Annotated in this window: 6 protein-coding genes; 3 read left to right on the top strand and 3 right to left on the bottom strand. The window is 34.0% G+C overall.

Features of this window, described 5'->3' with window-relative positions; genetic code table 11:
* Positions 1-27 precede the first annotated feature (27 nt).
* Positions 28-780: a hypothetical protein gene (locus C1S72_RS02090; protein WP_104734020.1), complete on the top strand. Its 753-nt coding sequence runs from the start codon at positions 28-30 to the stop codon at positions 778-780.
* An 86-nt stretch (positions 781-866) separates the two neighbouring features.
* Here the strand turns inward: C1S72_RS02090 and C1S72_RS02095 are convergent, their stop codons facing one another.
* Genes C1S72_RS02095 through C1S72_RS02105 form a run of 3 tightly spaced genes read right to left on the bottom strand, consistent with a single transcriptional unit; the run spans position 867 to position 11,165 of the window.
* Positions 867-6,320: a GEVED domain-containing protein gene (locus tag C1S72_RS02095; RefSeq protein ID WP_104734021.1), complete on the bottom strand. Its 5,454-nt coding sequence runs from the start codon at positions 6,318-6,320 to the stop codon at positions 867-869.
* Positions 6,321-6,361: 41 nt separating this feature from the next.
* Positions 6,362-10,321, bottom strand: coding sequence for a metallophosphoesterase (locus C1S72_RS02100; protein WP_104734022.1), 3,960 nt, complete (start codon positions 10,319-10,321; stop codon positions 6,362-6,364).
* 16 nt (positions 10,322-10,337) lie between these two features.
* On the bottom strand, positions 10,338-11,165 hold the full coding sequence (locus C1S72_RS02105) for a tetratricopeptide repeat protein (protein WP_121495515.1): 828 nt from the start codon (positions 11,163-11,165) through the stop codon (positions 10,338-10,340).
* Positions 11,166-11,448: 283 nt separating this feature from the next.
* Here C1S72_RS02105 and C1S72_RS02110 point away from each other — a divergent pair, with 283 nt between their 5' ends.
* Positions 11,449-12,318, top strand: a complete 870-nt coding sequence (locus tag C1S72_RS02110; protein WP_104734024.1) for a tetratricopeptide repeat protein — start codon at positions 11,449-11,451, stop codon at positions 12,316-12,318.
* Positions 12,311-15,139 (top strand): choice-of-anchor D domain-containing protein, encoded by a 2,829-nt coding sequence (locus C1S72_RS02115; RefSeq protein WP_104734025.1) that lies wholly within the window; start codon positions 12,311-12,313, stop codon positions 15,137-15,139. Before C1S72_RS02110 ends, C1S72_RS02115 begins: the two co-directional genes overlap by 8 nt.
* Positions 15,140-15,228: the final 89 nt, after the last annotated feature.

A 15,228-nucleotide genomic window follows, 5' to 3' on the forward strand; every position in this document is an offset into this window, starting at 1 on the left:
TTTAGCCTAGCTCTATTATTTTGCTTCATGAGTAAAAATTCTAACAGCTATAACGAAACCAAAACAAATGCCTTTGAATACAGAACCATGCAACGTGTTCGTATTGATTTTGAAAGCCCTAATGGCTATGTAAGACCTTTGTTATTAGGCTTTACTACCGATAATGCTGCAACTGATGGTGTTGACTACGGTTATGACGGTGCAAACTTTGATCAATTTCCTGATGATTTATTCTGGTTAATAGAAAACGATAGTTATGTTATACAAGGAGTCGGTGAATTTGACCAAACAAAGCAATACCCTTTAGCCCTGTTTTTAGAAAACTCTGGAAATATCGCAATTTCACTAAACAGTTTAGAAAATTTTGATACTACTATTAATGTATTTGTTTATGATAGCCATTTGGATACTTATACAGCTATAAACGATACCGATTTTAGTATGGATATTTCCAGTGGTGAATATCTGAACAGGTTCTTTATTGCGTTTCAAAACAACAATACTTCTGATGAAAATAACAGTATCTTAAACACAGAAGAATTTAACAAAAATGAGACTTCAATTTCTTATGTATCAAGTAATCAAGAATTGATAATTAAATCTTCACAGAATATTTCAAAAGTTGAAGTTTATGCCATGACTGGTCAAAAGCTATTAAGTATTGATAACGTAAATTCCAAGGAAACCAAAATTCCACTTAATAACACTTTCAAATCCTATGGCATTGTAAAAGCCTATTCTAGCACGAATTTAAAAAGTAAAATTATCATGATAAATTAAAGAAAGTTCTTTAATCACATTAAAAACAAAACCTCCAAAAATGACTATTTTCTTGGAGGTTTTTAATTATAAATTAGTTTATATCACTATTTAATAATGACCTTTTGAGTGATATTTTGTGTATTACTTTTCAACTGAACTATATATACACCAGAGCTCAAATTTGAAACATCTATTTCTTGTCTATTTAAATTAGACTTGATTGATTTTTTCAGAACTTCTCTTCCTTGTGTGTCAATTAATGTTACAACAGCATCACTGTTAATCATTCCATTAATGATGACCTCTTTTGGTGAAGAAGTGGCAAAAATCTGAACCGTGTTTGAGGTATTTTCATTTATTCCCAACGTAGCAGATTCAAAATGTAAAAAGAACCTACCTATATCAGATAAATTACTGTTGGCCGTAAATTGATAATTATTGTTGTTAAGTAACGTAAAGGTGTTTGTTACATTATCTTCCAAATATACCTCTACATCATCAGGCAATGTGTTTTCTAGCATTTCTACTGTTACAGGATCACCTTGAGTTGTATTGATTCCTAAAGGAATTACAAGATTGTTAAATAAATCATTAAAGCTTAAAGACTGAATGGCCATATCAATTCCCTCACTTTCTTGCACCAAATGTGAATAAATAGCAAAGCTTGGAGCTGAACCGCCATAAACTTCAGCATCATAACCAATATTTAATCCTAAAGAAGCATTATCAGTAAAGTAGAAGTCAGTTTTATAAATATTAGAACTGTTACTTACTTGAAGATTTAAAAATGAAATAGCATCTGGCCTATTTGAGGTTCTTCCTTCAATATAATCATCATCAAGATTAGTGTCTCCAGTAGCGATAGTTCGCATACTAGAATTAAACACCATAGTACCACCTCCTATTTTTGAAGACACTAGAAACCCTTGTCCTGGTGCTATAATAGCATTAGGGTTGGCTAATGAATATGCTAAATTTAGTATTTTCCATCCATCAGATGCATTACCGTCATAACCATAAATAGCAGCACTTGAAGGTAAAAACTCTGTTATATTGGCATTTAAAAAATCTGATAATTTAATATATGATGGATAGGGATTACCTATTAAGTTCCATTCTGGAAAAGCGTTAGCTGTATGTAATATATTAATATTTACAGTTCCTGTATTTACAGTTCCTCTAAACTCAAAAGTGCTATTATTACTTGATGCTGCTCTATATCCTACTGCTGGTTCTAAAACCACAGCAGCTTCGGCTGGAATATCCGTATCATAGGTTAGATATGATCCTGATGCCTTATCAAAAGGACCAAACAACTTTTCGGACGTATTAGACGGGTTTGAGAATATATTAGAATTCATGTTAGCAAAGTCTCCAAAAGTTTGTCCTGTTAAGGGTGCAGAAACTAAATCATTACCACCTGCATTTATATTAACATGACGCTTGTAAACCACATCACCCGTTACAGTTCCATTAACTATCAAACTCGCGTATTGGTCAGAAATAGAATTTAATATTAATTCACCATTATTAGTCAAATCACCATTCAATACCACAGATTCATAATCTTGTATATCAACAGTTGCTCCGTTTATAATTGTTAAATTATTTAACTGAACATTGTTAGTAACTGAATACGTCCCGCTTAAAACTAGTGCATTTTCTGATCCTGTAGAGCCAGAAGGCGCATTTGGTATCCAGTTGTCATTTAAATAAAGTAACCCATCATAAACCAAGTTTATGGCATAATCTTCTACTTCACCATTGCTAAAGGATTCACATGCAGAAGGTATGGCATTATTCTTCATAGAAACCCTCATCCTCGTTGATCCATAATGAATGTCAGTAGGCACCGTGAACGTACCAGAAACCGGAGATGCGTCTGTTGGTGTTAAAGACCAAACTTGTTCGCCAGTGTCAGCAAAATCACCATCACCATTATAATCAATCCAAACAGAGTAACCTTCGGATGAAGATGCACCCGTCCATGTAGGTGTAATAGTTATTGTGTATTGTGTTGTTGCTGATAAATTGGTCCTTAACGCTGTATTGCCAGTAAAATTAGAATAGCCTGTACTGGTTGTTCCAACTCCAGAATTATTGTCCAACGTGTTTAATTGCACGCGACTAATATATTCATTATTAGTGTTGTTTCCGTTTGAAGCACAATATGTTGGTCCTGTGATTTGAATCTGATCAATAGCCATATCACTTCGTCTTTGACCACCATTGCCTATGGTACCAATAAATCTAAACTTAACTGTTTGTCCAGTATAACTGTTTAAATTAATAGTTTGTGAATTCCATTGGTTTCCTAGATTACCATTTCTAGTAAATATGTTTGTCCAATTACTGCCGTTATCAGTAGTTATTTCTAGATTTAAACTACCCATCGTGCTTCCATACATATGGTAGTTAAAAGAGAAATTAGCAACTGTTAAGTTAGACAAATCGTAACACGGACTTACAATAATTGCTGAATTATTAGTACCAATATCATGTGCTTCAGTATAAAAATAGTTACCACCACCTGTTATATCATTAGAAGGCCCTGTGCTATTAGTTGGTGTTCCACCTGAATTAAGCGTCCAATTACCATTGTCACCTGTGGCTTGAGTCCAATCACCTGCACCAGAATCAAATGTTTCTAAATAAGGGAATGAGGAGATTTCTGTTCCGGTACAAGTAGTTATACCCAAAGTAGTAAAGAAAACTGAACTAGAATAATCTGAACTAGTACCAACATCACATACACTTCTAACCTGTACTTCATATTCAGTTAAACTAATTAAATTAGTTAAATCACTAGATAAGGTAGAAACATTATTTGTAGTCCAAGAGAAGCTACCAACTTCTCGATACCTTAAGTCGTAAGTAGTATCAACAACCTCATTCCAACTGACTGTTGCTGTTGTTACAGCAATATTTGATACAGATAATCCCGTTGGAACAGTTGGTGAACATACTGCAGCGTCTAAAGTTGTAAACAATTCTGAACTTGTATAAGCAGAATTGACTCCAACGTCGCACACACTTCTCACTTGCACCTCATAATCTGTTAAGTTATTTAATCCTGTTAAATCAGTTGAAGTTGATGAAACGTTATTGGTTATCCACGTTGGACTACCAACCTCACGATATCTGACATCGTAAGTAGCGCCAGAAACATCATCCCATGTAACCGTGGCAGAATTTTCAGTAATGTTTGAAACTGCTAGACCAGTTGGCACAGTCGCAGTACAGCCTTTTTGAATAGTGAAATAATCTGTTATAGCTCCAGTTTCTCTAATAAACTTTAAATTAAGAGTCGTTCCACTGACTTCAAGAACACATGACCCTAACTCGTTTAATGAAGCATACATGGCGTTATGATTTAGGTTTCCTCCAGAAATTTTACCAGCCGAACCTGTTGTTATATAAACCGCACCATCAGGATTTGAAGGACTTTTAGAATAAGCACCATTCCCGTCAGTTTTTCCGTCTCCTGCTCCATTTGCTCCAACAGTCATTGCTCCGCTATTAAATGTTCCAGATGTATCATAATGACCATTTAAAAAGTATGAACGCTCATATGAATGTGAATGACCAGACAAGACTAAATCAACACCATTAGACTCTAGCATGGGCAAGAAGTTCTCTCGCATTTCTATAAGTTCAGTTTCAGTATCAGAATTATGCGACCCTTTTGTGTATGGTGGATGATGCCATAATGCCACTATCCAATCTTGAGTCGTATTCTGAATGTCATTTTGTGCCCAATTATACATAGCACCACCTACAGATCTATCTGTTTCGTAAGATTCTAATACTATAAAATGAATATTAGCATAATCAAAAGAATAATAGGCTTCTGTTCCAGAAGCTAATCCACCTGCTTCGCCATTGGTTGGAAACGTGAAAATATCATAATAGTTACCAGTTTGGGAATCAGAATCTGCCGTGTAGCCATCGTGATTTCCTAATGTTGACCAAGCCACTGATTTTTTTAACATATCACCATAAATATCAAATAAAGCCGCTTGATATTCCGTATCAGTTCCAGAATTGTAGGCATTGTCTCCCAGAAATAACATCATATCAGTAAAGTCAGGATTTGTAGTTGCATTCTGAACATAAGTATAATATTGGTCCCTAACATCTCTTTGATCTTGATTAGCAGTACCTGCATCACCTAAAATCCATGCTCTAACAAATTGATCAGTTCCTATTGGTGGCGCTGTCTTAATATACATTTGCGCATCCTCTACCATATAAACTCCGTCGCTATCAGCTATATCAAAAAAGTACTTCGTATTGGGTGTTAGGCCAGTAATAGCGAGCTCATGATTAATTTTTGGTGTATTATCAGTTACATTTGACGTTAGAGCACCTAATGACGTACCATAGTTTACAATAGATTCAGTTGATGTGTTTGTTCGCCATTTGATAATTACCGAAGTTGAAGTTCCTGATTGCAGGTATGGACCACGAATGACTTCAGATGGTAGTGCTGCAAAGCCTTGTATTCTAAAATTAAAGCTTATATCAGAACTTCCGGCATTTTCTTGATGTATTTCAACTGCAATCACATTGTTACCATTAACTAGATTACTTGCAATGGCTTGAGATATCCAAGTTGTTTCAGCAGTACCACCAACAACAGAGTTAGCAAAGGTATTGTAATTAATTGCTCCTGGGTCCATGTTGTCACGCCAGACTTCTACTCCATTTATGTAAACAATCATACCATCGTCACGAATGGCTTCCAGAAGCAAATCGTTATATAAGGATGCATCAGGAATATTGATGGTTTTTCTAAAATAAGCTGTTTCAGTTGTATTATTTATAGCAGTTGCTTCATCGCCATCGCCATAACCTAACTCAGCATTCCCTGAAGCCCAACTAGCATCATTATAATCTGATTCAATCCAAGAATCACCTTCGCCATCATTAGCTGGTTCATTTTGTAAATCATAATATTTCCAAACCTCATCTTGAGCAAGAAGATAGTTTGAAGTTGCTAGAGCTTCTAATTCAAAATCAAAACTAATATCTGAACTTCCAGCACTTTCTTGATGTATTTCAACAGCCAAAACATTTGTTCCAACAACTAAACTATTTGCTATGCTAGTAGAAGCAGTTCCATTTTCAGTTCCAACACTTGATGCAAATACGCCATAAAAAGGAGTACCTGCAGGCATATTTTGACGCCATACTTCAACACCGTTTAAGTAAACAACGGCACCATCATCAAATGTTAAGTTTAAGGATAGTGAATCATATAACGTAGGGTCTGCTACATTAAAGCTATGTCTTACATATAATGCCAGGGTACTTGAATTCACAACAGTTGCTTCATCGCCATCTCCATAACCCATATGAGCATTTCCTGAAGACCAGGAACTATCATCGTAAGAACTATCATTCCAATCAAACGAACCTTGATCTGCTGGTTGATTTTGTAAGTCATAATATGACCAAGCAGAGCCATTGCTTATCAAAGTTGTTTGAGAAGAAACACTTGATATACCAATTAGGCATATCAAGTGTAAAAACTTTAATTTAAATAAGTGTTTCATAAATGTGCTATTAATCTTGATTTTTATTCAACTAGAAATTATTATTTTTTAATTATTATCCGTTTTGTTTTAATGAGATTGTTTTCACTATCTGCCAACCTTAAGAGATACATACCTTCAGCTAAATCACTAACATCCATCTGGATAATACCGTCATTAGCATTCTTTAAATCTAATCTTTTAACCTGTTGTCCATAAATATTATATAATGCCATTTGCATATTAGTATCCTTGAAATCTGTTGATTCTACAAAGACCATATCTTTAGCTGGATTAGGATATATTAAAATATCAATTGGATTAACTAAATCCTTTGAATATGCCATTTTAGCTGCTCCTCCAATAGTACAAAATGAAACTTGACTTATGTTTACACTCATTGTTATTCCCGCATTTCCATCATATGCATCATTGAGTGCTACTGTTATTGATTGTACATCTCCAGAAATAGAAACATTAACTGAACTACTATTTGTACCTAAGAAAGTTCCATAAGTCTGATTGGAACCACTTCCGTTAACATATGTAACTACTACTCTATCAATAAATCTCTGATTCTGCTTTCCATTTTGTTTTGAATTAATACTACTTATTGTAAACGAAACATCTTGACTGTTAGCAGGTAAACTTAAAATTGTTGTACTTGAACCTCCACCTGAATGTGTTAGTGGACTATTTGGAAAAGTAGCAGAATTAGGCGCACAATTATTACAAGTTGGTGAGTTTGTATCTGGCACACAAGGATCATTGTCATTTGGATCAACTGTACTACAATAACCATCGCCATCATTATCTGCTACAGGTATACCAACACATCCACAGTTGGAATCGTAAACATCATTTATAGTACAGGCATCGTCATCATCACAAGACGTACCTATAAGCGCATCATCAAATCCTGGACATTGATCTAAATCATCGCATACACCATCATTATCCGAATCTAAAGTAACTCCATTTTCGTCCACAGTATTTGGACATGGTGAATTGATTTCTTGATCTTCTGCATCACAAACACCATCACCGTCAGTGTCTTGAGTAAGAGTTCCTACACAATCACAATTAGCATCATACACATCATTCTCAGTACAAGCATCACCATCATCACAAGCACTACCAATTAAATTGTTATCACAAGAATCGCAACCATCAGGTATACCGTCATTATCTGAATCTAAATTATCATCTGAACCAGGGCATTGATCTAATTCGTCACAAACACCATCATTATCAGAGTCTATTGAAACACCATTAGCATCTACTGTGCTTGGACATGGTGAATTAATTTCTTGATCAATACAATCACTAACACCATCAGAATCTGTATCGACTAAATCATTACAAGGATCACAACCATCTGCAATACCATCATTATCAGTATCAATATTATCATCAAAATCTGGGCATTGGTCGTTTGGATCGCATACACCATCACCATCACTGTCATTACATACAATGCTTACCACACAGAAATCGACGTTACTCAAAATAACACTCATATTAGTAGATGAATTTCCATCATAAGCATCAAAAAGGCTGACATTAAGAGATTGAACAATTCCAGATATACTAACATTCACACTACTTCCACTACCAGCATTAAAAGTTCCATAAGTCTGGTTATTACCTTGTTCGTTAACGTAGCTTATTGTAACCGCTTCAATATATCTATTAGAAGGTTTCCCGCCTGTTCTTTGATCTAATCCTGAAATAGTAAATGAAATATCTTGACCATCGGTTGGGATTGTTGCAAATGTATTGCTGGAACCAGAACCAGAATGTGATAAATTACTGGTATTAAAATTCGTAGTGTCTGGTAAGCAATTTGAATTATCGCAAAAATCTGGAATACCATCACCATCTGTATCTACATTATCATTTCCTCCAGGACAAATATCATTATCATCACAAACACCATCACCATCAGAGTCAATTGAGATTCCATTGGCGTCTACATTATTTGGACAAGGAGAGTTAGGTTCTGAATCTAAACAATTAACCACACCATCATTATCAGAATCATTAGAAACACCATTAGAATCCACATCTAATGGACATGGTGAGTCTATTTCTAAATCTTGGGCATCACATACACCATCATTATCAGTATCTGGTTCTGGCGTACCGACACAGTTACAAGTTTCATCATAAACATCATTGGTGGTGCAATCATCACCATCGTCACAACTTGTTCCTACATCACAACCTTTCTGAATTGTGAAATAATCTGCTATCACACCTGTTTCTCTAATAAATTTAAGATTTAATGTGTTGCCATCCACTTCTAAAATACACGACCCTAATTGATTTAAAGAAGCATACATAGCATTATGATCTAGACTACCGCCAGAAATTTTACCTGATGATCCTGCCGTAATATATACTGCACCATCTGGACTACTCGGACTTTTTACATAGGCACCATTACCATCTACTTTACCATCACCAGACCCATTTGCTCCTACAGTCATACTTCCACTGTTAAATGTATTAGAAGCACCATAATGGTTATTCAGGAAATATGAACGCTCATAAGAATGTGAATGACCAGACAACACTAAATCAACACCATTACTTTCCAACATAGGTAGAAAATTTTGACGCATTTGTATCAAGTTTGATTCTGTATCAGAATCATGAGAACCTTTTGTATATGGTGGATGGTGCCACATAGCTACAATCCATTGTTGCGTTGTATTTTGAATATCATTTTGTGCCCAATTATACATGGCACCTCCTATAGACCTATCTGTCTCGTAAGACTCTAAAACAATAAAATGTATATTGGCGTAATCAAATGAATAGTAAGCTTCAGTACCTGATGCTAGACCACCTGACTCGCCATTAGTAGGAAATGTAAATATATCGTAATAAGGACCCGTTTGAGAATTGGAATCTGCTGTATATCCGTCGTGATTTCCTAAAGTTGACCATGCTACAGAGTTTTTCAATTTATCTTCATACATGTTTTGAAAAACAGCATTCTGATATTGAGCATCAGTACCATCGTTATAAGCATTATCACCTAAAAACAAAATACCATCAGTAACATTAGAACCAATGTAATTGTAATAGGCATCTCTTACAGCACGCTGGTCACTATTGGCTGTTCCTGCATCTCCCAAAGCCCAAAACGTAACAGGTTGTGTAGAACCAATAACTGGATGGGTTTTAAAATACATATCGGAAGACTCTGGAATCAAAACCGCAGCATTATTTGAAATTTCATAATAATAAACGGTATTGGAATTTAATCCTGTAAGTTCCACTTCATGTTCCGTTTTTAGCGTTAAATCACTATAGTTTGATGATAAAGACCCTAATGAGGTACCGTAATCTATTATTGTTTCTGTAGGTGTAGCTGTTCGCCATCTAACAACCATACTATTGGATGTCCCTTTTTGTAAATAAGGACCTCTATTAACATTAACTGAACCTGGTGCATTAGCGCTTAATTGAAAATCAAAACTAATATCAGAACTGCTAGAACTAGCTTGGTGGATTTCAACTGAAAGTACATTGGTTCCAGTAACTAGTGAATTTACAATTGTTGTTGAGGCTGACCCGTTTTCAGTACCTACTGATGAACTAAAGGTATTATAAGAAGGTGTTCCGGCTGGCATATTTTGGCGCCAAACCTCCACGCCATTCAAATAAACAACAGCACCATCATCAAAAGTTAAATTTAAATTTAATGAATCAAACTGTGATGGATTAGAAACGGTAAAACTATGCCGAACATATAATGTATAAGTATTACTATTTACAACAGTTACTTCATCACCATCTCCATAGCCCATATGTGTATTACCACTTGACCATGAACTGGAATCATACGATATATCATTCCAATCAAATGAACCTTGATCTGTAGGTTCATTTTGTAAATCATAATAAGACCAAGATGAGCCGTAATTAATCAAAGTTGTTTGACCTATTGCCAAATTTAAACTTCCAAAACAAAGAAGTGCTATCAAAGTTATTTTAAAAAAGGTTTTCATAATATTTGGTTGGTTATTAATTTAAATTTGATTGTAATTTATTAATATCAGACACTAAATCCCTGATATTTTGTGTGTTTTTTATTCTATCGGGTAAATCATTCACACTTTCATTTGAATTTTGAAGTGCCTCTTTACAAGCATCTAAATCTCCATTAGCAAAATATAATCTGGCCAAATCAAAATAAGCATGCTCCTTTCTATTCAAAATTTTAATGATTTGTTTTTGATCTTCTATAGCTAATTCATAATTAGCGTGATTATACTGGATACTTATTTTCTCTTCTAATAAAGAAATAACATTTCCTAAATTATCAATTCCAGTTTCTAAAATCTTTATAGCTTTATTAAAACCACTATCAACTTTGGTGAGAACCCATGCATTGGCACATTCAATGTAATTTTCAGGAAATGTTTTACTACTATAGGTAATGACAGACTCAAAAGAGTTGGCAGCCATTTCATATTGCTCTTGCTTCATATAAATTCTTCCCTTAATTTTTAGGAAAACAACATTGTGTGAGTCGTCTTGTAGTAAGGCATTTATTTTATCAAGTGCATTTTCATATAACCCAACCTCATAGTAGTTTTTAGAAAAAAGTAGATCTTGTTCAATATCATTATAGCCAAGTTTAGAAGATTTTTCTAAATCCTTAATACTTGACTCATAGTCATCATGTTGAAAGAGTAATTTACCTCGCTTAAAATAAAGAAACGCACTATCAGGAGCTTTTTTTATTTCTTCTGTCACAGCCAATATACGTTCATGTAAGTCACCATGTCCAAAAACACTGGCACTAACGCATAAGCAAAGAACTATTATTAGTCTTTTATATAAATTCAATTCATGAGTTGTTAGTTATTGATAAATTTATGAAATAGTTTTCTCTGGTATATTCTTTATCTAACAAAATATATCTAATTTATTAACACTGTAACATTTAAATGATTACCACTAGCTATACTCCTAATCCTTATAAGATATTATGAAAATTCCTACTTATTCAAAATACTGATATTCAGTTATTTAAATCACACAGCAGCATTTCATCGATTTTTTTTGCGTTTTATGGATGTTTTTTAAATCAAAAAATATATATTTGCTCCCGAACCCAAACTAAAAAAACATGAAGCTAAACCTACTTGTTTCATTTTTTGTTAAAAGAAAACCTACTAAGCAATTCTTTTTTTGCTTGATTTTCTTTGCCTATTTTGTCACGTTTGCACATGGAGATTTATCTAAACGCATTGAAGAATTATCAAGTAAAATTTCTAAAACACCTCATGATTCTGAATTATATTTAGAACGCGGATTTCTTTATCAACTGCATCTCGAATTTGATGAAGCCCTTGAAGATTACTTTCAAGCTGAAAAATTGGGTCTTGACACCAAACTGCTTCAATATAGAAAAGCCGAAACATTTTATCAAAAAGGCGAATATAGAAATGCCCATATTACTGCCGAATATTGTTTGAAGTTTGATACAATAGATGTTAAAACAAAAAAATTACAGGCGCAAATATTAATAAGCCTTGAAAGACTACAAGAAGCTCTTGATGTCTATGATTTTGTGATTAAAAACACTCAAGACATTAGACCCGAAGACATTATAGAATATGCTGAATTGATTCTTACAATTAATCCGAGTAATTATCCTAATGCAACTAAAGCTATCGATATCGGGTTAAAGAAGCTTGGTCAACATACTTTTTCACTTCAATTAAAAAAACTAGACTATTTCATTTATGACAACCAAGAAAGTTTGGCCATTGATCAATTCAACTATTTTATACTAACCAATAATAGAAAAGAATTCTGGTATCATAAAAAAGCTGAATACTTATATAAAATCAATAAACCTGAAGCTGCAAAAATTGCAATAATGCAATCTCGATTAGCCATTCAGTTATTAGATAAGCGATTTCAAGAAATGAAATCCATTAAAAATTTAACAACCAAACTAGATAACCTAGAAAACCTACTTAACAATGAATAATAAAACTACTCTAATTTTATTAAGTTTCTTTTTTTGTGCGTTCAGCTTTGCTCAAGGCACATTAGAAGTTTCAGGAAGTGGCAACACAATTAGTAACCCTGACACAACCCCAACATTAGTTGACGGTACGGACTTTGGTGATGTTGGAATATCTACAGCATCTGTAAATACATTTACTCTAGATAATACCGCTAATGGAGGAAGTCCTGCAAACAGATTAAACAACATAACTGTTGGTATTTCTGGTTCAAGTGATTTCGCTTTAAGTGCCACCAATTTAGGCAACTTAAAAGGAAATGATACACCTATTGATCTGGATGTAACCTTTACTCCCAGTTCTACTGGCTCTAAAACCGCAACGATTACCATCACATTTACCAATGGCACTAATTCCCCATATACTTTTGACATACAAGGAAATGGTATCATTTCACCAGCTGATATAAATATTTTAGGGAATGGAAACAATATCTCTGATGGAAGCACCACAACATCCGCAAATAACCATACGGATTTTTCCATAGTAAATAACGGAAGCTCATTAGTTAGAGTGTTTACAATAGAAAATACTGGTGGATCTGATTTAACTAACATTTCAAATGTTTCACTTACTAATAATACAGAATTTCAGGTGAGTTTACAACCAGCTGTATCCACATTATCAGCTGGAAATTCAACAACTTTTGAAATTACATTTAGTCCAACATCAACTGGAAATTACTCTGATACAGTAACCATAACAAGTGATGACACTGATGAAAGCCCATATACTTTTTCTATAAGTGGTGAAGGTGTTATACCTGCTCTAGTTAATGAGGATAGTATTTGGAAATATTATGATTTACAAAATGAACCAGCCAATGATGGCGAAGGTGATTCTTGGATTGAATCAGATTATAATGATGGTAGTTGGAATTCAGGAAATGCTGAATTAGGTTATGGCGATGGCGATGAAGCAACCGTTATAAATAATGCAACTGAAGTTGCTTATTTTAGACAAACCATCAATATTCCTGATGCAAGTTTATATAACGATTTAGTGATGGAAGCCATTCGTGACGATGGTATGATAGTTTATATTAACGGTACAGAAGTCTGGCGTGACAACATGGATCCTGGAGCAGTTAATTACAACACGTTTGCTAACTCTGTTGTTGGTGGTGGTGCTGAAACAACTTGGATTTCAAAAACTATTGCTAGCAATCTTGTAAATGGAAATAATGTGATTGCTGTTGAAATACATCAAGAAAATGCCGGAAGTTCTGATATAAGCTTTAATTTTAGAATGCAAGGCTACGAAGCCGTGCCAGCAGTGGTTGAACGTGGACCATATTTACAAAAGGCAACACCCAGTTCAATAATAATTAAGTGGCGTACAAACACATCAGCTGAATCTATTGTTAACTATGGTACCTCATTAGGGTCTTTAACTTCTAATATAACTGACAATAATTTAAAAATTGACCATGAAGTAGAGTTAACTGGATTAAACCCAAACACAAAATACTATTTTAACATTGCAAATGATGAGGGCGTTTATTTAACTGAAGATGTACAAATGTATGCAAAAACAGCTCCTAATGTTGGTACAGATCAGTTTGTAAGAGCTTGGATTTTAGGTGACGCAGGAACAGCCAATCAAGATCAAAGAGATGTTAGAGATCAATATTATAGCTATGTTCAAAATGCTTCTGTGAATCCTGATTTAACTGATATGATGTTGTTTTTAGGTGATAATGCCTACAACTCTGGAACGGATACAGAATATCAAGCAGCATTTTTCGATATTTATGGTGATATGCTAAAAAAATCTACATCTTGGTCAACATTAGGAAACCACGATGGTTATTCAGCTAATTCATCATCACAATCTGGACCTTATTATGATATTTTCAGCTTTCCAACTGCTGCTGAATCTGGTGGTTTGGCCTCTGGAACAGAAGCCTATTATTCTTTTGATTATGCAAATATTCATTTCATTGTTTTAGAATCATATACCTTAAGTAATGATGCTGCGCAAATGGCTTGGTGTACAAATGATATTCAAAATACAACTCAAGATTGGATAGTAGCTATTTTTCATCATCCAGCATACACAAAAGGCTCACATAATTCAGACACTGAGTCCCAATTAATTAATATGAGAAATAACTTCTTACCTATTTTAGAAGCTAATGGTGTTGATTTAGTGTTGTCTGGTCATTCACATTCTTATGAGCGTTCATACTTTTTAAATGGTCATTACGGAACTTCAGGAACTTTTAATAGCGGAACCATGACAGTTGGTGCCAATGGTGGTTTATCTGGTAAAGCTGATACTGGTGATGGTGCTTATTCCAAAACAAATGCTGATACTGAAGGAGCTGTTTATATAACAACAGGTTCTGCTGGAAAAATATCTGGAGGAAATTTAAATCATAATGCCATGTATGCTTCCTTAAACCAATTAGGTTCTTGTGTTTTAGAACTTGAAAATTCAGGTGGTGTTGATCAGAATTTAACGGTTAAATTTATAACAAACACGGGTAGCGTTACTGATTACTTTACAATCAACAAAAATGGTTTTACATTATCTACTGAAACGAATGCTTTAGAAGACAATACCATTAAAGTATTTCCAGTTCCTGCAAATGATTTATTAAACATCAAAACAGGTTTAAACGAAACATTCAAAAGCATTAAATTCTATAATACCATTGGTGAAGTAGTTAAAATAAGTGATAAATCTGTTATCAATGTTAGTAATATGTCAACTGGCATGTATTTAATTGAAATAAAGACAGATAATAAATCATACTTCAAATCTATTATAATAGAATAAAACGATAAATTATTAAGAAAATTTAATAGAGTAATTACAATTGTAATTACTCTATTTTTTTGACTTTCAATATTTTACAAATTAGAAAT

Origin of the sequence: Hanstruepera ponticola, from assembly GCF_002940745.1 — a bacterium.
GTDB lineage: Bacteria > Bacteroidota > Bacteroidia > Flavobacteriales > Flavobacteriaceae > Hanstruepera > Hanstruepera ponticola.